The sequence below is a fragment of the Serpens gallinarum genome, from assembly GCF_014836765.1.
GTDB lineage: Bacteria > Pseudomonadota > Gammaproteobacteria > Pseudomonadales > Pseudomonadaceae > Serpens > Serpens gallinarum.
On record NZ_JACSQG010000007.1, the window covers coordinates 72,758 to 96,002 of the forward strand.

Below are 23,245 nucleotides of genomic sequence, written 5' to 3' on the forward strand. Positions count from 1 at the left end.
GTTGATTCCTGTGAGATCAAGGGCAGTCGATCTGCCCAAAGCCACATCCCAGACAATGTGGGTTCGTTCATATAAAAAGAGGCCTGCAGGACGAGGACTGGTCTCCTGCATGCCTCCTTGCGGTCTTCCGTTATTGGAAGTGACCTATTACCCAGCGAGCTCGCGAGCAGCGACTTCACCAAGAATTCTTTCAAGCACCTGCTCGATCGACAGTTGCGTGGAATCCAGCAAAATCGCGTCGGCTGCCGGTTTGAGTGGAGCCACCGCTCGCTGGGTGTCACGCTCATCGCGCGCACGTATCTCGTCGAGAAGACTCGCGAGAATAACAGCATCGCCCTTTTCCTTCAACTGAAGATAGCGACGCTGCGCACGTTCCTCCACGCTGGCCGTCAGGAAAATCTTCAAAGGCGCATCGGGAAATACCACGGTGCCCATGTCGCGACCATCGGCTACCAGACCCGGCGCCTCGAGAAATGCGCGCTGGCGGTGCAGCAGCGCATCACGCACTGCCGGCAACGCGGCGACTTGCGATGCGCCCGAGCCGACCTGCTCGTTGCGAATCGCCTGCGTGACTTCCTCGCCTTCCAGAATAATGAGCTGTTCCTGACCTGGTGCGCCAGCCACGAATTGCACATCCAGATGAGCGGCAAGGGCCTTGAGCCCTTCTTCGTTGGTCAAGTCGACGCTGTGATTACTGGCAGATAGGGCCAGCAGTCGATACAGCGCGCCGGAGTCGAGCAGATTCCAGCCCAGGCGGGTGGCCAACAGGCCGGCAATGGTGCCCTTGCCGGAACCGCTGGGCCCGTCGATGGTGATGACTGCTGTACTCATGCCTGACCTTCTTCGCTGACGCGAATGCCGGTCTGCGCCGCCAGGCCGAGGAAATTGGGGAACGAGGTGGCGACGTTGGCACAGTCATGGATGCGAATCGGCGCCGTGGCGCGCAGCGAGGCCACGCTGAAACTCATGGCGATACGGTGGTCGCCATGGGCCCAGACTTCGCCGCCGCCCATCGGGCCGCCGTCGATGATGATGCCATCTGGAGTGGGCTCGACTTTTACGCCCAGAGTTTGCAGGCCGTCGGCCATAACCTGGATACGGTCGGACTCCTTGACCCGCAATTCCTCGGCGCCGCGCAGCACCGTACGCCCTTCGGCGCAGGCGGCGGCAATGAACAGCACGGGGAATTCGTCGATGGCCAGCGGCACCAGCGCCTCGGGAATCTCGATGCCCTTGAGCTTGGCACTGCGCACACGCAGGTCGGCCACCGGCTCGCCACCGACCTCCTTCTGGTTTTCCAGGGTGATGTCGGCGCCCATCAGCTTCAGGATATCGATGATCCCGGTGCGCGTCGGGTTGATGCCGACATGCTCCAGCACCAGGTCGGAACCTTCGGCAATCGATGCTGCTACTAGGAAGAACGCCGCCGAGGAAATATCCGCCGGCACCTCAATCTGCGTGGCGGTCAGTGTGTGCCCGGGCGTAACGGCAGAAGTATTGCCGTCAACGTTCACAGGATAGCCGAAACCGCGCAGCATGCGCTCGGTGTGGTCTCGAGTTGGCGCCGGCTCGATGACCGAGGTCTGCCCTTCGGCATACAGGCCGGCCAGCAGCAGGCAGGATTTCACCTGGGCGCTGGCCATCGGCATTGCATAGCGCATGCCGATCAATTTCTGGCCGCCGCGAATGGTCAGCGGCGGACGGCCTTCGGCGGCGGTCTCGATCACCGCGCCCATTTCGCGCAGCGGATTGGCCACACGGTTCATCGGCCGCTTGGTAAGCGAGGCATCGCCGCTGAGCGTGGTGTCGAACGGTTGCGCGGCCAGCAGACCGGCCAGCAGACGCATCGAGGTACCGGAGTTGCCGAGGTAGATCGGTCCGGGCGGTGCCTGCAGGCCGTGCAGGCCGACGCCATGCACGGTGACGCGGCCATCTTGCGGGCCTTCAATGACCACGCCCATGTCGCGGAAGGCCTGAATGGTAGCCAGCGCATCCTCGCCTTCGAGGAAGCCCTGCACCTCGGTGGTGCCTTCGGCCAGAGAGCCGAGCATGATCGAGCGATGGGAAATGGATTTGTCGCCCGGCACGCGGATGCGGCCGTTGACGCTGCCGCCCGGCTGGGCGATGAAAATCAGATCGTTATTGGAATGCATGGCGTCCACATAGGCCCGGCGGGCCAGGATTTTGCTGAAATGCTCGCGGGCTACCCGAGCGCGAGTGAACACGCCCAAGAGGTGATGCCCATCCCCAGCGACCACCGCGGCGCGCAAGGCGTCGAGGTCATCGCGAAAATCGTCTAGTACCTGCAACACGGCGTCGCGATTGGCCAGAAAGATATCGTGCCACATCAACGGATCACTGCCGGCGATGCGCGTGAAATCGCGAAAGCCGCCGGCAGCATAACGGAAGATTTCCAGGTTCTCGTGACGCTTGGCCAGCGAATCCACCAAGGTGTACGCCAGCATATGCGGCAGATGGCTGGTAGCGGCAAGCACCTGATCGTGATGCTCGACGTCCATCTGCTCGACATCCGCGCCCAGCGCTCGCCAGAGACGCTCGATGAGCAGCAGCGCTTCGCTGTCCACGCCGTCTGGCGGCGTGAGGATTACCTTGTGGCGGCGAAACAACCGGCCGTCGGCAGCGGTAACCCCGCTGCGCTCGGAGCCGGCAATCGGATGTCCCGGGACGAAGCGCACCGGCACGCCGCCAAACGCCTCGCGGGCTGCGCGCAGCACATTGCCCTTGGCGCTGCCAACGTCGGTGAGCACCGCGTGGCCCAGATCGAAGGTGGCCAACTGGGCGAGCACCTTCTCCAGAGCCAGGATCGGCACCGCCAGTTGAATCACGTCGGCGCCTCGGCAGGCCGTCGCCAGATCCTCTTCGCAACGGTCGACCACGCCCAGCTCGACCGCCAGACGGCAGGATTCGACATTGCGGTCAACGCCGACCACCTCGCGGAACAGGCCCTTTTCACGCAGCCCCTTGGCGAAGGAGCCGCCGATCAGGCCAAGTCCCACCACCACCAGGCGTTCGAGAACAGGCGCACCGCCGCCTTGCAGCGGCTTGACGTCAGGCACTGGCGAGCACCTTGCTCAGGGCTTCAAGAAAGCGCGCGTTTTCCTGCTCGGTGCCAATGGACACACGCAGGAAGGTCGGCATGCCGTAACCGGCAATCGGCCGCACGATCACGCCCTCGCGTAGCAGGCCGGCGTTGATCGGCGCAGCGTCGCGGCCAAAATCCACGGCGATGAAGTTGCCCTTGGACGGAATCCACGCCAGGCCCAGTTCGCGCAAACCCGCTTCCAGCTGGGCCATGCCCGCGCTGTTCAGGCGACGGCCGGCGGCCAGATAATCAGTGTCATCCAGCGCCGCGCAGGCGGCCACCAGGGCCAGGCTGTTAACGTTGAAGGGTTGGCGCACCCGATTGAGCACGTCGGCAATTTGTGCCGAGGACGCGGCATAGCCGACACGCAGTCCGGCCAGACCGTAGGCCTTGCACAGCGTGCGCGAGACCAGCAGGTTCGGGTAACGGTCCAGGTAGTCCAGGCCATTGGGCAGCTCGCCGGGCTCGGAGAACTCGATATACGCCTCGTCGAGCACCACCAGCACGTGGGCCGGCACGCGGGACAGGAACTGCTCCAGCGCCTCGGCACCGAACCAGGTGCCCGTCGGGTTGTTGGGGTTGGCAAGGAACAGCACGCGAGTATGGTCATCGATGGCCTTGATCAGGCCGTCGAGGTCGTAGCCATAGTCGATGGCCGGGACCACGCGACTTTCCGCGCCCACCGCCTGGGTGCAGATCGGGTAGGCGGCGAAGGCATGGGCACTGAACACGGCATTCAGGCCGGGCGCCAGATAGGCGCGCGCGACGATATCGATGATGTCATTGGAGCCGTTGCCCAGGGTGATCAGCTCAGGGGACAGGCCAAAACGCTCGGACAGCTTTTGCTTGAGCACATAACCGCTGCCATCGGGATAGCGCGTCAGCTCAGGCAGCTCGGCACGGATCGCTTCCAGCACCTTGAGGCTTGGGCCGAGCGGGTTTTCGTTGCTGGCCAGCTTGACGATCTGCGCCGGATCGATGCCCAGTTCACGGGCCAGCTCATCGATCGGCTTGCCGGTGACGTAAGGGGAAAGCTTTTGTACGCCTGGCACGGCCAGGGCGAGGAAATCGGATTTCATAGCTACAAGCCTCACGCTCCAAGCCGCAAGCAGAAGCCACGCACCGACTCACGTACGGCTTGCGGCTTACAGCTCGCGACTGCTGTTCAGAGTACCGCCTTCGGATAAGAACCCAGCACCTTCAAGGCCACCGCTTCCTGGCTGAGCTGCTCCAGCACGGCCTTGACCAGCGGATCCTGGTGATGCCCAACGAAGTCGATGAAAAAGACGTAGGTCCACTTGCCGCTGCGCGACGGGCGGGTTTCGATGCGCGTCAGGTCAATGCCATTGGCGTGGAACGGCACCAGCAATTCGTGCAACGCGCCCGGGCGGTTACTCATCGACACGATGATCGAGGTCTTGTCGTCCCCAGTAGGCGGCACTTCTTGGTTACCGATCATCAGGAAGCGCGTGGAATTGTCCGGGCGATCCTCGATTTTTTCCTGCAACTTGCTCAGCCCGTACAGCTGGGCCGCCACATCACCTGCAATCGCCGCGCTGTTCCACTCGCTCTTCACCCGCTTGGCCGCCTCGGCATTGCTGGCCACGGCCACACGCTCGACGTTGGGGTAATGGGCATCCAGCCACTTGCGGCACTGGGCCAGGGACTGGGCGTGGGAATAGATACGGCTGATGTTCGCCGACTTGGTGTTCTCACCGATCAACAAGTGGTGGTGGATACGCAGTTCGACTTCGCCGCAGATGACGATGTCGTGCTCCAGGAAGCTGTCCAGGGTATGGCTGACCGCGCCTTCGGTGGAATTCTCCACCGGCACCACCCCGAAATTCACCGCGCCGGCGACCACTTCGCGGAACACCTCATCGATGGCCGCCATGGGCTTGCTCTGCACCGAGGCACCGAAGTGCTTGAGCGCCGCAGCCTGGGTGAAGGTGCCTTCCGGCCCCAGATAGGCAACTTTCAGCGGCTGCTCCAGGGCTAGGCAGGAGGACATGATTTCGCGGAACAACCGCGCCATTTCCTCGTTGTCCAGCGGACCCTTGTTCAGCTCCATGATGTGCTTGAGCACCCAGGCTTCACGTTCGGGACGATAGAACACCGGTGTTTCGCCCGGCTGCAGGTTGAGCATCTTGACCCGCGCCACTTCCTGGGCACAGCGCGCGCGATCACTGATCAGCTCGAGAATTTTCTCATCGAGGCTGTCGATGCGCACCCGCAAGGCCTTGAGCTGATCGGCTTCGCTCATCTCAGGCGTGCTCCTTCTCGAACTCGGCCATATAGGCAACCAGCGCCTGTACCGCATCCAGACCCACCGCGTTGTAGATCGAGGCGCGCATGCCGCCGACCGAGCGATGGCCCTTGAGATTGAGCAGGCCGCGTGCATCGGCGCCGGCCAGGAAGGCCTTGTCGAGCTTCTCGTCAGCCAGGCGGAACGGCACGTTCATCCAGGAGCGGGCATTCTTGGCGATCGGGTTGGTGTAGAACGCGCTGGCGTCGATGGCGTTGTACAGCAATTCCTGCTTGGCATGGTTGCGTTGGGCCATGGCCTCGATGCCGCCTTGCTCCTTAAGCCACTCGAAAACCAACCCGGACAGGTACCAGGAGAAGGTTGCCGGGGTGTTGTACATCGAGCCGTTGTCGGCGGCGACCTGGTAGTTGAGCATGGTCGGGCAACTGGAGCGGGCGCGACCCAGCAGGTCTTCACGCACGATCACCACCACCAGGCCGCTCGGGCCGATGTTCTTCTGCGCACCGGCATAGATCAGGCCGTATTTCGACACATCGATGGGGCGCGACAGAATGTCCGAAGACATGTCCACCACCAGCGGTACGTCGCCCACTTCCGGCACCCAGTCGAACTGCAGGCCGCCAATGGTCTCGTTGCTGGCGTAGTGCAGGTAGGCGGCGTCCTTGGACAGCTGCCACTCGTTCTGCCCGGGAATGGCGAAGTAGTCGTAGGGCTTGGCGCTGGCGGCAACGTTGACGGTGCCGTAGCGACGCGCCTCTTCCATGGCCTTCTTGGACCAGATGCCGGTGTCGACATAGTCGGCCACGCCGTTTTCCGGCAGCAGGTTCAAGGCGATCTCGGCGAACTGCTGGCTGGCGCCGCCCTGCAGGAACAGCACCTTGTAGTTCGACGGGATGACCAGCAGGTCGCGCAGATCCTGCTCGGCCTTGGCGGCGATGGCCATGTAATCGTCGCTGCGGTGGCTCATTTCCATGACCGACAGGCCCTTGCCGTGCCAGTCGAGAAGTTCCGCCTGGGCGCGTTGCAACACGGCTTCGGGCAGTGCGGCCGGGCCGGCGCAGAAGTTATAGGCGCGTTTGCTCACTTGTCACTCACTCCTGATTACCGGTTTCATCCGCGGGCGCCCCTGCGTCTGCGGCCACGTCCGGTACATTGATTTCAGCCTCTGCCTCGTCATCCAGCTCGTCGCTGTCGACCACGGTGGGCTCTTGTACGCGTTCCAGGCCGACCAGCACTTCGTCGCTGGCCAACTTGATCAGGGTTACGCCCTGGGTGTTGCGCGACTGACTGGAGACTTCATCGACACGGGTACGCACCAGGGTGCCCTGGTCGGAAATCAGCATGATTTCCTCGCCGTCCAGCACCTGGATCGCGCCGACCAGCTTGCCGTTGCGCTCATTGCTGACCATGGCGATCACGCCCTGGCCACCCCGGCCGCGCTGTGGGTATTCCTCGATCGGGGTGCGCTTGCCGTAGCCACGCTCCGAGGCGGTCAGAATCTGCGCCTGCGGCTCGGGAATCAGCATGGAAATCAGTTGCTGACCCTCGGGCAGGCGCATGCCGCGTACGCCACGGGCGGTACGGCCCATCTGACGCACGTTGCTTTCCTTGAAGCGGATGACCTTGCCGCCATCCGAGAACAGCATCACTTCGCGACTGCCATCGGTGATGGCAGCGGCGATCAGCGTGTCGCCCTCTTCCAGCTTCAGGGCAATCAGACCTGAGCTGCGCGGCTTGCTGAACTGCACCAGTGGTGTTTTCTTGACGGTACCGAAGGCGGTGGCCATGAAGATAAAGGCACCGTTGACTAGCTCTTCTTCGGCGTCTTCGCCTTCGTCGTCGGCCTCGTCGTGCTCGATAACGGTATCGTCGAGATCCTCCAGCTGCTCATCGTCGTCGGCGGCCTGCTGACGCAGCGCCTCCAGATCGACCTGCAGCATGGCGGTGATGTGCTCGCCTTCATCCAGCGGCAACAGGTTGACCAACGGACGTCCACGCGCGGCGCGCGAGGCTTCAGGGATTTCGTAGGTCTTCAGCCAATACACCTTGCCCTTGCTGGAAAACAGCAGCAGCGTGGCGTGGCTGTTGGCGACCAGCAAGTGCTCGACGTAGTCCTCGTCCTTCACGCCTGTAGCCGACTTGCCCTTGCCGCCACGGCGCTGGGCCTCATAGGAGGCCAACGGCTGGCTCTTGGCGTAGCCGCCGTGGGAAATAGTCACCACGCGCTCTTCTTCGGGAATCAGGTCGGCGATGGTCAGGTCAGTGTGCGAGGCGGTGATTTCGGTGCGGCGTGCGTCGCCGAACTCGGCCTTGACTGCTTCCAGCTCCTCGCGGATGACCTCCATCAGGCGCTCCTGATTGGTCAGGATGCGGATCAGCTCACCAATCAGGTTGAGAATTTCCTGATATTCGTTGAGCAGCTTTTCATGTTCCAAACCGGTCAGGCGATGCAGGCGCAGCTCAAGGATCGCCTGAGCCTGCTCGGGGGACAGGTAGTACTTACCTTCACGCAACCCGTATTGCTCATCGAGATCGTCCGGACGGCAGGCATCGGCACCGGCGCGCTCGACCATCGCTTCCACCGCACTGGAAGCCCAGGGCGTGGCGATCAGGCGCTCCTTGGCCTCGGCCGGAGTTGGCGAATTCTTGATCAGCTCAATAACCGGGTCGATATTGGACAGCGCGACCGTTTGGCCTTCGAGGATGTGCCCGCGCTCGCGCGCCTTGCGCAGCTCGAACACCGTACGCCGGGTCACCACTTCGCGGCGGTGACGCACGAACACCTCGAGCATGTCCTTGAGGTTCAGCAGCCGTGGCTGGCCGTCGACCAGTGCCACGGTATTGATGCCGAACACACTCTGCATCTGGGTCTGGGCATAGAGGTTGTTGAGCACCACCTCGCCCACTTCACCCCGACGCAGTTCGATGACCACGCGCATGCCGTCCTTATCGGACTCGTCACGCAACTCGCTGATGCCTTCGAGCTTCTTTTCCTTGACCAGCTCGGCGATCTTCTCGATCAGCCGCGCCTTGTTCAACTGATAAGGCAGCTCGGTGATGATGATCTGCTGACGACCACCCACCTTGTCCATGTCTTCGATTTCAGCACGGGCGCGCATATAGATGCGCCCGCGACCGGTGCGGTAAGCCTCGATGATGCCGGCCCGGCCATTGATGATGCCTGCCGTGGGGAAATCCGGGCCCGGGATGTACTGCATCAGTTCATCGACCGTCAGCTCGGGGTTGTCCATCAGCGCCAGACAGCCATCCACGACCTCACTGAGGTTGTGCGGCGGAATGTTGGTGGCCATGCCCACGGCGATGCCGCTGGAGCCGTTGACCAGCAACGCCGGCACCTTGGTCGGTAGCACGGCGGGAATCTGTTCGGTGCCGTCGTAGTTGGGTACCCAATCGACGGTTTCCTTGTGCAGGTCGGCCAGCATCTCGTGGGCCAGCTTGGTCATGCGCACTTCGGTGTATCGCATGGCCGCGGCGCTGTCGCCATCCACCGAACCGAAGTTGCCCTGACCGTCTACCAGCAGGTAGCGCAGCGAGAACGGCTGGGCCATGCGCACGATGGTGTCGTACACAGCGCTGTCGCCGTGCGGGTGGTATTTACCGATCACGTCCCCGACCACACGGGCGGATTTCTTGTACGCCTTGTTCCAGTCGTTGCCCAGCTCGCTCATGGCGAACAATACGCGACGGTGCACTGGTTTCAGGCCATCGCGCGCATCCGGCAACGCCCGACCGACGATTACGCTCATTGCATAGTCGAGGTAGGACTGTTTCAGCTCGTCTTCGATATTGACCGGGAAGATTTCTTTGGCCAGTTCGCCCATGGAAGCCTGGTTCCTTTTAGTCAGCAGGGTCCTGCGATAAGCGCGGGATGGTAACACAGCTCGGGGCTGCAAGCTTCAGGCCGCACGCTGCAAATCCAATCAGTTCGCATATGGAACTGCTCCTAGAGCGCGGCTTGGCAGCCTACCGCAGGCCGTCTCAATGCAATCGTTTACGGCACATCAGCTGCGCCAGCTTCTGCGCATCCGGGCGCTCGACATAGCCTTTCTCGGTGACGATGGCATCGATCAAATCGGCGGGCGTCACGTCAAACGCTGGGTTGACCGCCCTCACCTGTGCCACGAGGGATTGCCCACCCAGATCGAGCCCATCACTGTTGGCTTGCTCTTCCAGAGGAATGTCCTCGCCGCAGTCCAGCTGCATGTCGATGGCCGAGGTGGGTGCTACGACCATGAAGCGCACGCCATGATGCATGGCCAGTATCGCCAACTGATAGGTGCCGATCCTGTTCGCCACGTCACCGTTCGCGGCAATCCGATCGGCACCAACGATGATCCAGCCGACCTGCTCGGTCTTCATCAGGTGCGCGACGGCAGCGTCCACATTAAGACTCACCGGCATGGTGTCGCCGCCCAACTCCCAGGCTGTCAGCCGCGAACCTTGCAAGCCGGGGCGGGTTTCATCGACATACACATGGTCGACCAGCCCATCCAGCCAGGCCCCACGAATGACCCCCAGCGCAGTACCGAAACCGCCTGTGGCCAGGGCGCCAGCATTGCAATGGGTGAGTACCGCTTGTGGCCCGTCGTAATGCTTGCGCATCAGCTCGACGCCAAACTGGGCCATGATCAGGTTGGCTTCACGATCACTCTGATGGATACCGATAGCTTCGGCTTCCAGCGCGTCCAGCAGCACATCGCCCTCGTCGAGGCGACCCAGGCACTCGCGCATGCCATTCAAGGCCCGGCACAGATTGGCCGCAGTCGGCCAAGATGCGGCCAGCAACTGCATATCCGCTTCCAGAGCTGCCCGCCAGTCACCGCCGGCCGCCATATGCTTCCGCGCGCCGAGTACCACGCCATAGGCCGCAGCTATACCGATGGCCGCGGCGCCGCCCACCACCCTGTCGCGTATGGCCTCGGCAACCCCGCGGGCGCTGTCGTAGCTCAGCCAGACTTCGCGCTCTGGCAGCAGTCGCTGATCAAGTAGACACAACACACCGCTACGCCACTCAATGGCCCTGACCTTCTCCGCTGCCAGCAACTGCTCGCGCATGGCCCACCTCATGGATCACACAAAAGGCGCGGATTATACGCACTGCATCTAGGGATAACAGGCCGGCAAGGGGCCTCTAATGCACCCCCTTTTTTCGTCAGCAGCCATCACCCGAGCGGCCGGATCGCACCGCGACCGAACCGACGCGCGTCGGCTCGCTCAAACTCGCACCACCTGCAAAACTTCACGCATCGGCCGATACCTTGAGGACGCTCGCCCCAACCACGTTTCCCTTTTTTTGCGATGACCAGCATGCCGACCTTGACCAGTGCCCCTCTCGATCTTCTCTTACTGCCGACCTGGCTGGTGCCGGTGGAGCCCGCCAACGTGGTTCTTACAGGACATGGCCTGGGTATTCGTGATGGACGCATTGTGCTGATCGCTCCACGCCACGAGGCGCTAGGCCATGCGGCACGCGACGTGCGCGAACTGCCCGGCATGCTGCTTGCCCCCGGTCTGATCAACGCCCACGGGCATGCGGCGATGAGCCTGTTTCGCGGCCTCGCCGATGACCTACCTCTATTGACCTGGCTGCAGAATCACATCTGGCCGGCCGAAGCCCGCTGGGTGGACGAGGACTTCATTCGCGACGGCAGCCAATTGGCGATTGCCGAGCAGCTCAAGGGCGGCATTACCTGCTTTTCGGACATGTATTTCTTCCCGGAGATTGCCAGCGAGGTGGTCCATCAGACCGGCGTGCGTGCGCAGATTTGCGTGCCGGTGATGGATTTCCCGGTGCCCGGCGCGCTGGAGCCCGCCGATGCCATTCGCCATGGACTGCAGCTATTCGACGACCTCAAGCATCACCCGCGCCTGAAAGTCGCCTTTGGCCCACACTCACCCTACACCGCCAGCGATGAAACCCTGACCCAGGTGCTGATGCTCGCCGAAGAGCTGGACGCCGGCATTCAGATGCATGTCCATGAAATCGACCTCGAAGTCCAGCAGAGCCTGCAACAGCACGGCGTGCGTCCGCTGGCTCGGCTGCAGCGCCTCGGCCTGCTGGGCCCACGCTTCCAGGCCGTGCACATGACCCAGGTCGATGACGAGGACATCGCCCTGCTGGTGGCCAGCAACAGCAGCGTGATCCACTGCCCGGAGTCCAACCTCAAGCTGGCCAGCGGCTTCTGCCCCGTGGAACGCCTGTGGCAGGCCGGCGTCAACGTGGCCATCGGCACCGATGGCGCAGCCAGTAACAATGACCTCGACCTGCTCGGGGAAACCCGCACCGCGGCCCTGCTGGCCAAGGCCGTGGCCGGCTCTGCCACCGCGCTGGATGCCCACCGTGCCCTGCGCATGGCCACCCTGAACGGCGCACGCGCCCTAGGCCTGGAGCAGGACTGCGGCTCTCTGGAAGTAGGCAAATGGGCTGACCTGGCCGCCTTCGATCTTTCTGGACTGCATCAGCAACCGGTTTACGATCCGGTTTCTCAGCTGATTTACACGGGCAGCCGCAGCTGCGTGAAGCACGTCTGGGTCGGCGGCAAGCAATTGCTGGATGACGGACAGCTGACGCGTATGGATGAGCAACGCCTGCTCGCCACCGCCAGACACTGGGGCGAAAAGATCGCCCAGCGCTAGGCAACGTCGATGTAACCCTTGATTCAGAACGGCTGAGTACTCGGCGAGCGCGGCTGCCCTGTTGCTTGCGCACGCATATGCTTATGCGAAAAAAGAATTTTTGAGCCGCGCGTTATATCTCTATATTCGTTTTGCCGCGTACTTATAGGTCAACCGTTGAGCCGCGCATTCAGTGCCAGGGCATATTTCGCTTGGTGTGTGCCCTGCGCTTTTCGGTGATCATTCGTATGGAGCCTGTCTGCATGAACGCGGCTGTATCCCCCCACGCCCCTGCGCAACACTTTGACGTCGGTCCTTTCGATGCCGTTCTGGGCGCCGAAATTGTCGGCATCGATCTTGCCCAACCGCTCAACGATGCGGATTTCGCCCGCGTGCATCGCGCGCATCTGGAACATGGCGTGATCGTGTTCCGTGATCAGCATCTGACGCCCGAGCAACACATTGCCTTCAGCCGACGCTTCGGCGAGCTGCAGATCTGCACCAGTTCCTGCTGGCCGGCCACCCGGAAATCTTCATCATTTCCAACATCATCGAGAACGGTCAGCCGGTCGGCCTGGGCGATGCCGGCAAATTCTGGCATTCCGACCTCTCCTATAAGGACATCCCTAGCCTCGGCTCCATGCTGTATGCGCAGGAACTGCCCGAGGAGGGCGGTGACACCCTGTTCGCTTCACAGCAGGCCGCCTACGAGGCGCTGCCCGTTGAGCTGAAAGCACACCTGGAGGGCAGGCGCGCCGCACACTCCTACCTGGCACGCTACGACGATGAGGTGTTTGCCGGCATTCGCCGTCCCACCCTGACGCCCGAGCAGATTGCCGAGGTCAAACCGGCGATTCACCCGGTAGTCCGCACCCACCCGGAAACCGGCCGCAAGGGGTTGTTCGTCAACAAGAATTTCACCACCCACATCCTTGATTTGCCGGCCGACGAAAGCTGCGACCTGCTCAAGGAGCTGTTCGCCCACAGTGCCAAGCCCGAGTTCATCTACCGCCACCGGTGGCAGCCCAACGACCTGGTGTTCTGGGACAACCGCGCCCTCATCCACCTCGCTACCGGCTGCCCCAGCCACCTGCGTCGCCGCATGCACCGCACCACGATCCAGGGCGATGTGCCGTTTTGAGCGAGGAACTTGGTAATGAATGCGTTAACTGAACACCCCCAGACCTCTCGACTGACCGCTGCGGCGCCCAGCCCCCTGCTGGACGTCGATGGCGTGAGCCTGGAGTACCGCACCCGCGAGCGCATCGTGCAGGCCACCCACCAGGTGAGTTTTGCAGTCGACCCGGCAGACCGTTTTATCCTGCTCGGCCCGTCCGGCTGCGGCAAATCAACCCTGCTCAAGGCGGTGGCGGGCTTTCTCAGCCCCCAGGAAGGCGAAATACGCCTGGCGGGCCAGCGCATCGACGGCCCCGGCGCCGACCGCATCGTGGTGTTCCAGGAGTTCGATCAGCTGTTGCCGTGGAAAACCGTCAAGCAGAACGTGATGTTTCCGCTGTTGGCCTCGCGCAGCGTGGGCAAGGCGGAAGCCGAAGAGCGGGCACGCCTGTACCTCGATAAGGTCGGCTTGTCCGACTTCGTGGACGCCTACCCGCACACACTCTCCGGCGGCATGAAAGCCCGCGTGGCCATCGCCCGCGCGCTGGCCATGCAACCCAAGATCCTGCTGATGGATGAACCCTTCGCGGCGCTGGACGCCCTGACGCGGCGCAAGATGCAGGAAGAGCTGTTGGAACTCTGGGAGGATGTGAAATTCACCCTGCTGTTCGTCACCCACTCGATCGAGGAAGCCCTAATTGTCGGCAACCGCATCCTGCTGTTGTCATCCCATCCGGGCCGGGTGCGTGCGGAAATCAACAGTGCCCAGTTCGACATGCACAGCTCGGGCAGCGTGACGTTTCAGTCCACCGCCCAGCGCATCCACCGCCTGCTGTTCAACGAGCAGGCCCCGGATGTCGTGGCAGACCATGACTTCCATGCCGTACGCCTGTCGTATTGAGAACGCCCATGACCGTTAGCAACCCTCTGCGCCCCGATTACGAAATCGACCTGGCGCCCTTCACCGAAAAACCCGTGGAACGCACGCTGCCGCTGGCCACCCGCCTGTGGCAGTACGCCTGGCTGCGCAAAGGCCTGATTCTGATTACCCTTGCGGTGATCTGGGAACTTGTCGCCCGCTATCAGGACAACGACCTGCTGCTGCCGACCTTCTTGCAGACCGCCGTTGCGTTTGTGAGCGGCATTGCCAGCGGTGAGCTGCTGTACAAAGCCGCCACCTCACTGGATCTGCTGCTCAAGGGCTACGCCATCGGCATCGCCCTGGCGTTCGCTCTGACCACCCTGGCGGTGTCCACACAGGTCGGTCGCGACCTGCTGTCCACCTGCACCTCGATGCTCAATCCGCTGCCGGCCATTGCCCTGCTGCCTTTGGCGCTGCTGTGGTTTGGCCTGGGTGAAGGCAGCCTGATCTTCGTGCTGGTGCACTCGGTGCTCTGGCCACTGGCGCTGAACACCTACTCCGGCTTTCTCGGCGTCTCGGAAACCCAGCGCATGGCCGGCCGCAATTACGGCCTGAAAGGCATCCGCTTCGTCGCCCTGATTCTGGTGCCGGCGGCGCTGCCGTCGATCCTCTCCGGCCTCAAGGTCAGCTGGGCCTTCGCCTGGCGCACGCTGATCGCTGCCGAGCTGGTGTTTGGCGCGTCCTCGGGCCAGGGCGGGCTGGGCTGGTACATCTATCAGAACCGCAACGAGCTCTACACCGATAACGTTTTTGCCGGCCTGGCCGTGGTGATTCTGATCGGCCTGCTGGTAGAGAACCTTATTTTCAACAGCCTCGAGCGCATCACGATCAAGCGCTGGGGCATGCAACGCTGAACCCGTACGGGTAGGGAAAAGTCATGAGCAGTATCGTTTTCATCACCGGCGCCACGTCGGGTTTCGGGCGGGCCAGTGCCCGTCGCTTTGCCGCTGCCGGCTGGTCGCTGGTGCTCACAGGCCGACGCCTGGAGCGTTTGCAGGCCCTGCAGGACGAATTGTCGGCCCAGGTTCCCGTGCACATTGCCGCACTGGACGTGCGCGATGAGCAGGCCGTTCGCCAGGTTGTCGCGCAGTTGCCGGAAGGCTTTCGCCCGATCAAGGCCCTGATCAACAACGCCGGCCTCGCGCTGGCCCCGCAAGCTGCCCACCAGGTGGATCTGGCCGACTGGCACACCATGATCGACACCAACATCAAAGGCCTGGTCAACGTCACCCACGCCCTGCTGCCCACCCTGATCGAAACCGGCGCCGGCGCCAGCATCGTCAACCTGGGCTCGGTGGCCGGCCAGTGGCCCTACCCCGGCAGCCATGTCTACGGCGCGAGCAAGGCGTTTGTTCAGCAGTTCAGCTACAACCTGCGCTGCGACCTGATCGACAAGGGCGTGCGGGTGACCGATATCGCACCGGGAATGGCCGAAACCGAATTCACCCTGGTGCGTACCAAGGGCGACCAGGCGGCGTCCGACCGCCTCTACCGGGATACCACTCCGCTGAGCGGCGAGGACATCGCCGAGCAGATTTTCTACGTGGCAACGTTGCCCGCGCACATCAACATCAACCGCCTGGAAGTCATGCCGACCCGCCAGGCCTGGTCGAACTTCGCGGTTGACCGTGACAAGGCCTGACCTTGACCGTTGAGCGGCGCCATCCGCCGCTCAACATCGATACACCACCATCACGGAGACCGGACCACCGGATCGTGATTTCTGCTGACAGAACTCCACTGATCCGAGGTCCCTATGAACCTGTAAAAACTCGCCGGCATCAGCCTGCTGTCCGGGCTGTTGTTGTCCACCTCCCCCGTTAATGCGGAAGGCACCCTGCGCGTCGCGCAACAATTCGGCATCGCCTACTTGTTGCTGGATGTCGCCCGCGACCAGCAATTGATCGAGAAGCACGGCAAAGCCGCAGGCGTGGACATCACCGTCGAGTGGCGGCAGATCTCGGGCGCCGCCGCCATGAACGAAGCCTTGCTGGCCGGCGCCCTCGATGTGGTCACTGCCGGCACACCACCGATGCTGAACCTGTGGGACCGCACCCATTCCCGGCAGAACATCAAGGGCATCGCCTCGCTGGGCTCGATTCCCAGTTACCTGCTGACCAACAACCGGCGGATTCAATCGCTGGATGACTTCACCGAGAAGGATCGCATCGCCGTGCCCTCGGCCATCGTCGGGTTCCAGCCGCGCACCCTGCAGATCGAAGCCGCCAAGCGTTACGGCAATGACCAGTACAAGCGCTTCGATTCGATCACCATCAGCCTGCCGCACCCGGATGCCACTGCCGCGCTGCTGACGGGCGGCTCGGAAATCAGTGCGCATTTCTCCAGCGCGCCGTTCCAGTACCAGGCCCTGGAAAACCCCAACGTGCGCACGCTGCTCAGCAGCTATGACGTGCTGGGCGGCCCCGGCACCATGAACGTGCTGTATACCACCGAGAAGTTCTACACCGACAATCCGAAGACCTACCGTGCCTTCTACAACGCACTGGAAGAAGCCGAGGCGTTTGTCAAAGCCAACCCGGACGAAGCGACCGAGATCTATATCCGCCAGCAGAATTCCCGGCTGGATCGCGCCTTCATCAAGCGCATCATCCAGGACCCCGAGGTGAACTTCACCATTACCCCCGAGCGCACCTTCGTCTATGCGCAAAAAATGCGTGAGCTGGGCATTCTCAAGGTCGAGCCCAACGACTGGAAGGACTATTTCTTCCCTGCGGTGCACGCCCGCCCGGGCAGCTGATTTCCCCGTCATCGGCCCCGTTCAATTGAACGGGGCTCTGGAGATGTAATGGCTCTCTACACGCCTTATCGCCATCCGGCACTGGACACCCTGCTGCCAGTCCTGTCTGAAACCGCTGCCCGCCGCGACCGCGAGGGTGGCCACGCCCTTGAAGAAAAACAGCTGCTGCGCGAGGCGGGACTGCTCAACCTGAGCATTCCCCGCGCTCACGGTGGCGATCAGTTGCCCTGGGCGCAGCTGTATCAGCAGATCCGCACCCTGGCGGCGGTGGACAGTGCCCTGGCTCACGTTCTAGCGTTTCATCACCTTCAGGTGCTGACCGTACTGATTTACGGCAACGCCTCCCAGCAGGCTGATCTCCTCGCGCAAACCCGCGAGCAAGGTCTCTGGTGGGGCAATGCCATGAACCCGCTGGATAAGCGTCTGGTCGCCACGCCCAGCGCTGGCGGCTATCGCCTGACGGGCGCCAAAGCGTTTTGCTCCGGCACCCGCGGCTCCCGGTGGATGACGCTCTCGGCCCACGTGGAAGGCCAGCCCTATCCGCTACTGGCCGTCGTACCCACCGCAGAAGTGCGCCAGCTGGATGATTGGAACCCCATCGGCCAGCGCCAGACCGACAGTATTTCGGTGGCGTTGGATGATGTATTTATTGCCCATGAGCAGGTACTCAAACAGCCCGACGTGCCACCCAGCGCATTCCATACCTTGCGCAACTGTTTCGCCCAGTTGGTGCTGGTCAATCTCTACCTGGGCATTGCCGAAGGCGCACTTAGTACAGGCTGTGCGTTTATTCGTGAACAGGCGCGCCCATGGATCACCTCCGGCGTGGACGCGCGCGAAGACGACCCCTTCCAGCAAAACCGCGTAGGTTTGCTGGATGCCCGAATCGCCGGCGCCGAGGCGGCGGCGGATCGGGCCGGCGAATGGCTGCAAATCGCGTACGACCGAGGCTCGGCGTTGACGGTGGAGGAGCGCGGAGAAGTCTCGCTGGTCATCGGCCAAGCCAAGGTGCTGGCCCATCAGATAAGCCTTCAAGCCAGTCAGGAGCTTTTCGAAATGACCGGTGCCAAAGGCACCCATCAGGACTACGGCTTCGACCGTTTCTGGCGCAACGCCCGTACCCACACGCTGCACGACCCCCTTGATTACAAACTCAATCAATTGGGCCGCTGGCGCTTGAAAGGGCAGCTGCCGAATCCGCAGTTCTACGCCTGACTCACTCGCCGAACGGATAGGTCTCGGGAACCCCGGGCGCAGGCGCAGCGCGTGGACCTAACGGCGTGACGGCGGTGGTGCTCTCCAGCCACAGCCAGGCATCGAACTGCTCGGCCAGCAAGGCACGGAAGTAGTGGCTGACGCGCTCGGTGCGCGGCCGGTAGATCACGCCGATCGCACGCTCCAGGCGCGAGCGGTTGAGGGCCTCGCGCAATGCGACGCGGGTGGGGTCACGCCAGTCGTATAGCGCGGCGGGGTGGCCGGCCTGCAAGAACAGCTGCTCCCAGCTGTCCGCCCGGGAAGGTTGTACGGATTTGACCTGCATCGGCTCATCCCAGTTGTCCGCCGCCGCCACCTCTCCGCGGTCGGTGGACTGCCCAATCAACACGGCGTCACGCCCATAAGCCGTGCGGCACAGCTCACCGAGGTTGAACTGCCCACCCCAACCCATCTCCGTGACCGCGGCGTTGCCAATATGGGAGTTATGCGCCCAGACCACGGCCTTGGCTTCGGCGCCGCGATGGGCCAGCAGGGCGCGCAAGGTGTCGAACATATGCCGGTCGCGCAGGTTCCAGGAGGCGGTGGAGCCCCGGTACATGGCCCGGTAATACTGCTCGGCGGCCAGCACCACGCGGGCGTTCTGTTCGGCATTGAAAAAACCTTCGCCATCGGCCTGCAGATACGCCAGGCGCTTATCGAGCAACTCACGCAGCTGTTCGATCACGGCATCTTCGCAGGACGGTTCGCCAAATACACTGACCTGATGGCCGTATGACGCCGGGTCGTCCTGCCAAGGGCTCAGACAGGCATACCGCTGCTGGGCCCGGCTCGCAGCAGCCGGATCGACGCCTTGCAGATAACGCAGCACTTCGCCCAGCGAGGCCGCCATGCTGTACACATCCAGCCCGCGAAATTCCACTTGGGACGCACCCGCCTGCTGGTTGTGCTCGCGCAACCAGTGCACGAAGTCAGCCACTTCGCGGTTGCGCCACATCCAGGTGGGGAAGCGCTCGAACGCCTGACGGTGCCAATCCTGTGCCGGGCGCTGGCGCACATGGCAGTCGATGGCTGCGGCGTCCGGCCAATCGGCTTCGACTGCAACGATGGTGAAGCCATGCTGCTCGATCAGCCGGCGGGTGATGGCGGCGCGCGCCCGATAGAACTCCGAGGTGCCATGGCTGGCTTCGCCGATCAGCATCAGCCGGGCATCGCCGTAACGGTCGAAGAACGCGCCGAACGCCGGATCATCCAGGGCCGGAAGCGGCTCGGCGTCCCGCTTCAACTGCTCGACCAGCGTGCCCTCGTCTATCGGTACGGTGGATGCCTGCGCAGCCATGGGACGACCCTCACTTGCATCGGTGGGTGGCAACGAATTCGCCTGCGGGAGACGCTGTTACGAAGGAGGACCCTGATCACGGGGGGCTGTTCCCGAAGCAAGATGACCGGAAACATCGCTCACGCACGCGCGACACTTCGCCCCGGTATTGGGCAAGAGCGCACGGAAACTGGCATCATGTCGGCCTTCAGCCGCCCGCTTGCGGCGACCCGTTTGCAGGAAATCACCATGAGCAACGTCGATCACGCCGAAATCGCCAAATTCGAAGCCCTCGCCCACCGCTGGTGGGATCTGGAGAGCGAGTTCAAGCCCCTGCATGAGATCAATCCGTTGCGCGTCAACTGGATCGATGAGCGCGTCGGCCTGGCCGGTAAGAAAGTGCTCGACGTCGGCTGCGGCGGTGGCATCCTCAGCGAGGCCATGGCGCGGCGTGGCGCCACGGTGACCGGCATCGACATGGGCGAAGCGCCGCTGGGCGTCGCTCAGCTGCACCAGTTGGAATCCGGCGTCGAGGTCGAATACCGGCAGATCACCGCCGAAGCCCTGGCCGAGGAACAACCCGAGCAGTACGACGTGGTGACCTGCCTGGAGATGCTTGAGCACGTGCCCGACCCGGCCTCGGTGATCCGTGCCTGCCATCGCCTGGTCAAACCCGGCGGCCAGGTGTTCTTCTCGACCATCAACCGCAATCCCAAGGCCTACGCCTTCGCTATCATCGGCGCCGAATACCTGCTGCGCCTGCTGCCGCGTGGCACCCACGACTTCAAGAAATTCATCCGTCCCTCCGAGTTGGGCGCGTGGAGCCGCGATGCGGGGCTGGAGGTCAAGGACATCATTGGCCTGACCTACAATCCGCTGACCCAGCACTACAAGCTGGAGAACGACGTCGACGTCAATTATATGGTCCAGACTCTCAAGGAGGCCTGATGCGCCTGCGCGCCGTACTCTTCGACATGGATGGCACCCTGCTGGATACGGCACCGGATTTCATCGCCGTCTGCCAAGCCATGCGCACCGATCGCCAGCTGCCGCTGGTGTCGGAAAAACTAATTCGTGACGTGGTGTCTGGCGGTGCTCGTGCCATGGTCGCCGCCACCTTTGACCTGTCGCCCGCGGACCCTACCTTCGAGGCGCTGCGCCTGGAGTTTCTCGAGCGTTACCAGCAGCACTGCGCCGTGCACACCTGCTTCTTCGATGGCATGGGCGAACTGATCGCCGATATCGAGAAGTCCGGTCTGATCTGGGGCGTGGCCACCAACAAGCCGTTGTGTTTCGCCGAACCGATCATGCACGGCCTGGGCTTGGCCGAGCGCTCGGCAGTGCTGGTCTGTCCCGACCATGTCACGCACAGCAAGCCCGACCCGGAAATGCTTTTCCTGGCCTGCAACCAGCTCGACATTGAGCCCTCCAGCGTGCTGTTCGTCGGCGATGACCGCCGCGATATCGAGGCCGGCCACGCCGCGGGTATGCGCACCGCTGCCGTGCGCTATGGCTATATCCATCCCGAGGACAACCCGGGCAACTGGGGCGCCGACGTGGTGGTCGACCACCCGCTGGAACTGCGCGCCGTGCTCGACCGGGCGCTGTGCGGCTGCTAACGCCGCTGCAAGCTGCAAGCTGCAAGCTGCAAGCTAGTGAATGATGTCTGGCCGAACTCCGTAACCCAACTTGACGCTTGCCGCCTGTGGCTTGCTGCTCTCCGAAGGAGCCTCCCATGTTCGATTATTCCGCCCGCCCCGACCTGCTCCAGGGCCGGGTGATTCTGGTCACCGGCGCCGGGCGCGGCATCGGCGCCACCGCCGCGAAGACCTTCGCCGCCCATGGCGCCACTGTGCTGCTGCTGGGCAAGACCGAAGAAAACCTCAACCGCGTCTACGACGAAATCGAAGCCGCTGGGTACCCGTCAGGCGCCGTCATTCCGTTCAACCTGGAAACCGCCCTGCCGCATCAGTACGACGAGTTGGCGGCGATGATTGAGGCCGAATTCGGCCGCCTCGACGGCCTACTGCACAACGCCTCGATCCTCGGCCCGCTCACTCCGCTGGAGCAACTGTCCGGCGATAATTTCATGCGCGTCATGCAGGTCAACGTAAACGCCATGTTCATGCTCACCAGCACGTTGCTGCCGCTGCTCAAGCTGTCCGAGGACGCCTCGGTGGTGTTCACCTCCAGCAGTGTCGGCCGCAAGGGTCGCGCCTACTGGGGTGCCTACGCGGTGTCCAAATTCGCCACCGAAGGGCTGATGCAGGTGCTGGCGGACGAAGTTGACGGCGTGGCTCCCATTCGCGCCAACAGCGTCAATCCGGGCGGCACCCGCACCGACATGCGCGCCAAGGCCTTCCCAGGCGAAGATCCGCAAACCCGCCCGACGCCTGAGGACATCATGCCGGTCTACTTGTACCTGATGGGCCCGGACAGCCAGGGCGTCAACGGCCAGGCGTTCGACGCGCAGTAAGGACAAAGGGGCGGCAAACGCTTCCTAGATCCCTGCTCCAGACGCCAACAAAAAACCCGCCAACAATGGCGGGTTTTTTGTTTGATGCGGACGACTTAGCGCTTGCGACCAAAACCGGGACGCTGGCCTTCGGCCGTCGGCTGGTTGCGGCGCTTGGCCGGGGCACTGGTGCGCGGCTTGCTGGGACGCTCGGCCAGCTCGAGAGCAGGACGCTCGGCCTTGGGACGCGGCTTGCGCGGGGCGTCTTGAGCACCGGCCGGGCGCTCGCTTTGCGGGCGCGGCTTGCGCTTCAGATCGTTCGGACGCTCAGCCAACGGCGTTCCGCCCGGACGGGCCGGACGATCCTGGGTTTTGCCACGCGGTGCGCTGCGCTCGCCATCCCGAGCGGAACGCTCACCTGCCGGCTTGCCCCGCGGTGCAGTACGCTCATCGTCACGGGCTGTACGAGGGCCACGCGCAGGACGCTCGCTGGGGCTCAGTGGCCTGGCCGATCGTTTCTGCTGTCGCTCAAGCTTTTCGCGCGCCTTGCCTTTCATTTCCGGCATGGCGACCGGCTTCAGGCCCACTTCATCGCTGAGGATATCCACTTCGGCCTGGGTCAATTCACGCCAGCGGCCCATGGTGATATCGGAGTTGAGGAACACCGGCCCGAAACGCACGCGCTTCAAGCGGCTGACCACCAGACCCTGGGATTCCCACAAACGGCGGACTTCGCGGTTACGGCCTTCCATCACCACCACGTGGTACCAATGGTTGAAGCCTTCGCCGCCTGGCGCTTCCTGGATGTCGGTGAACTTGGCCGGGCCGTCTTCCAGCATCACGCCATTTTTCAGGTTTTCGATGATTTCTTCGGTGACTTCACCGCGCACGCGCACCGCGTACTCACGGTCCATCTCGTAGGAGGGGTGCATCAAGCGGTTGGCCAGTTCACCATCGGTGGTGAACATCAGCAGGCCGGTGGTATTGATGTCCAGGCGACCGATATTGATCCAGCGGCCGTTTTGCAGGCGCGGCAGGCGGTCGAAGACGGTCGGGCGCTTTTCCGGATCATCGCGGGTGCAGACTTCGCCGTCCGGCTTGTTGTAGATCAGCACGCGGCGCACCGCTTCGCTGGCTTCTTCGCGCTTGATCAGGCGCTCGTCGATGGCGATGGCATCGTGCAGGTCGACGCGCTGGCCGAGGCCGGCCACCTTGCCATTGACCTTGACGCGGCCGGCGCTGATCCAGCTTTCGATATCACGGCGCGAGGCCAGGCCCATGCGGGCGAGAACTTTCTGCAGTTTTTCGCCGTGGACAATGTGTTCTGGGGTGTTTTCGTGTTCGGTCATCTGAGCACCTCCCGGTGTGGCGGTTCCGAGTGAAAGGGCGCGCATCATACGCGCTTCCGTTACGCAAGCGTAGCGGGCTGTTGCAGGTATTCTCCGCAAGGTGGATCCGC

The 23,245-nt window shown here is 63.0% G+C and carries 19 protein-coding genes and 1 pseudogene; 10 read left to right on the top strand and 10 right to left on the bottom strand.

Features of this window, described 5'->3' with window-relative positions:
• Positions 1-147: 147 nt before the first annotated feature.
• The 7 genes from cmk to mtnA all read right to left on the bottom strand — a co-directional run bounded on the left by cmk (position 148) and on the right by mtnA (position 10,445).
• Positions 148-831 carry a (d)CMP kinase gene (gene cmk, locus H9642_RS13200; protein WP_251836915.1) on the bottom strand — a complete coding sequence of 228 codons (684 nt, stop codon included), beginning with the start codon at positions 829-831 and terminating at the stop codon, positions 148-150.
• Positions 828-3,077, bottom strand: coding sequence for a bifunctional prephenate dehydrogenase/3-phosphoshikimate 1-carboxyvinyltransferase (locus H9642_RS13205; protein ID WP_251836916.1), 2,250 nt, complete (start codon positions 3,075-3,077; stop codon positions 828-830). The genes cmk and H9642_RS13205 overlap by 4 nt, the downstream gene beginning before the upstream one ends.
• Entirely contained in the window at positions 3,070-4,182 is a 1,113-nt protein-coding gene (gene hisC / locus H9642_RS13210; RefSeq protein ID WP_251836917.1) for a histidinol-phosphate transaminase, read from the bottom strand. Before hisC ends, H9642_RS13205 begins: the two co-directional genes overlap by 8 nt.
• Before the next feature lie 86 nt (positions 4,183-4,268).
• Positions 4,269-5,366 carry a prephenate dehydratase gene (pheA, locus tag H9642_RS13215; protein WP_251836918.1) on the bottom strand — a complete coding sequence of 366 codons (1,098 nt, stop codon included), beginning with the start codon at positions 5,364-5,366 and terminating at the stop codon, positions 4,269-4,271.
• Position 5,367: 1 nt separating this feature from the next.
• Positions 5,368-6,453, bottom strand: a complete 1,086-nt coding sequence (serC, locus tag H9642_RS13220) for a 3-phosphoserine/phosphohydroxythreonine transaminase (RefSeq protein WP_251836919.1) — start codon at positions 6,451-6,453, stop codon at positions 5,368-5,370.
• A gap of 7 nt (positions 6,454-6,460) precedes the next feature.
• A complete protein-coding gene (gene gyrA / locus H9642_RS13225) occupies positions 6,461-9,211 on the bottom strand; it encodes a DNA gyrase subunit A (RefSeq protein WP_251836920.1) in 2,751 nt (916 codons plus the stop codon).
• 157 nt (positions 9,212-9,368) lie between these two features.
• Entirely contained in the window at positions 9,369-10,445 is a 1,077-nt protein-coding gene (mtnA, locus tag H9642_RS13230) for an S-methyl-5-thioribose-1-phosphate isomerase (RefSeq protein WP_251836921.1), read from the bottom strand.
• Positions 10,446-10,697: 252 nt separating this feature from the next.
• On the opposite strand from mtnA, the gene H9642_RS13235 reads away from it, so the two are divergent.
• Positions 10,698-12,026 (top strand): TRZ/ATZ family hydrolase, encoded by a 1,329-nt coding sequence (locus tag H9642_RS13235; protein WP_251836922.1) that lies wholly within the window; start codon positions 10,698-10,700, stop codon positions 12,024-12,026.
• 149 nt (positions 12,027-12,175) lie between these two features.
• Here H9642_RS13235 and H9642_RS13240 read toward each other — a convergent pair whose 3' ends face one another.
• Positions 12,176-12,448, bottom strand: coding sequence for a hypothetical protein (locus H9642_RS13240; RefSeq protein ID WP_251837041.1), 273 nt, complete (start codon positions 12,446-12,448; stop codon positions 12,176-12,178).
• Between H9642_RS13240 and H9642_RS13245 the strand changes: the two are divergent.
• The 6 genes and pseudogenes from H9642_RS13245 (at position 12,356) to H9642_RS13270 (ending at position 18,016) form a co-directional block, all read left to right on the top strand.
• Positions 12,356-13,146, top strand: a pseudogene (locus tag H9642_RS13245) (TauD/TfdA dioxygenase family protein). The gene H9642_RS13240 and the pseudogene H9642_RS13245 sit on opposite strands and share 93 nt — an antisense overlap.
• 15 nt (positions 13,147-13,161) lie before the next feature.
• Positions 13,162-14,022, top strand: a complete 861-nt coding sequence (locus tag H9642_RS13250; protein WP_251836923.1) for an ABC transporter ATP-binding protein — start codon at positions 13,162-13,164, stop codon at positions 14,020-14,022.
• A gap of 8 nt (positions 14,023-14,030) precedes the next feature.
• On the top strand, positions 14,031-14,897 hold the full coding sequence (locus H9642_RS13255; RefSeq protein ID WP_251836924.1) for an ABC transporter permease: 867 nt from the start codon (positions 14,031-14,033) through the stop codon (positions 14,895-14,897).
• 23 nt (positions 14,898-14,920) lie between these two features.
• Entirely contained in the window at positions 14,921-15,685 is a 765-nt protein-coding gene (locus H9642_RS13260; protein ID WP_251836925.1) for an SDR family NAD(P)-dependent oxidoreductase, read from the top strand.
• Between the two features lie 162 nt (positions 15,686-15,847).
• Positions 15,848-16,801, top strand: coding sequence for an ABC transporter substrate-binding protein (locus H9642_RS13265; protein ID WP_251836926.1), 954 nt, complete (start codon positions 15,848-15,850; stop codon positions 16,799-16,801).
• 48 nt (positions 16,802-16,849) lie between these two features.
• Positions 16,850-18,016: an acyl-CoA dehydrogenase family protein gene (locus tag H9642_RS13270; RefSeq protein ID WP_251836927.1), complete on the top strand. Its 1,167-nt coding sequence runs from the start codon at positions 16,850-16,852 to the stop codon at positions 18,014-18,016.
• A gap of 1 nt (position 18,017) precedes the next feature.
• Here H9642_RS13270 and H9642_RS13275 read toward each other — a convergent pair whose 3' ends face one another.
• On the bottom strand, positions 18,018-19,352 hold the full coding sequence (locus H9642_RS13275; protein ID WP_251836928.1) for an erythromycin esterase family protein: 1,335 nt from the start codon (positions 19,350-19,352) through the stop codon (positions 18,018-18,020).
• A 228-nt stretch (positions 19,353-19,580) separates the two neighbouring features.
• On the opposite strand from H9642_RS13275, the gene ubiG reads away from it, so the two are divergent.
• The 3 genes from ubiG to H9642_RS13290 all read left to right on the top strand — a co-directional run bounded on the left by ubiG (position 19,581) and on the right by H9642_RS13290 (position 21,807).
• Positions 19,581-20,279, top strand: a complete 699-nt coding sequence (gene ubiG, locus H9642_RS13280; RefSeq protein ID WP_251837034.1) for a bifunctional 2-polyprenyl-6-hydroxyphenol methylase/3-demethylubiquinol 3-O-methyltransferase UbiG — start codon at positions 19,581-19,583, stop codon at positions 20,277-20,279.
• Positions 20,279-20,950 carry an N-acetylmuramic acid 6-phosphate phosphatase MupP gene (gene mupP / locus H9642_RS13285; RefSeq protein WP_251836929.1) on the top strand — a complete coding sequence of 224 codons (672 nt, stop codon included), beginning with the start codon at positions 20,279-20,281 and terminating at the stop codon, positions 20,948-20,950. The genes ubiG and mupP overlap by 1 nt, the downstream gene beginning before the upstream one ends.
• A gap of 116 nt (positions 20,951-21,066) precedes the next feature.
• Positions 21,067-21,807: a YciK family oxidoreductase gene (locus H9642_RS13290; RefSeq protein WP_251836930.1), complete on the top strand. Its 741-nt coding sequence runs from the start codon at positions 21,067-21,069 to the stop codon at positions 21,805-21,807.
• A 95-nt stretch (positions 21,808-21,902) separates the two neighbouring features.
• Here H9642_RS13290 and rluB read toward each other — a convergent pair whose 3' ends face one another.
• Positions 21,903-23,135, bottom strand: a complete 1,233-nt coding sequence (rluB, locus tag H9642_RS13295) for a 23S rRNA pseudouridine(2605) synthase RluB (RefSeq protein WP_251836931.1) — start codon at positions 23,133-23,135, stop codon at positions 21,903-21,905.
• Between the last annotated feature and the right edge of the window lie 110 nt (positions 23,136-23,245).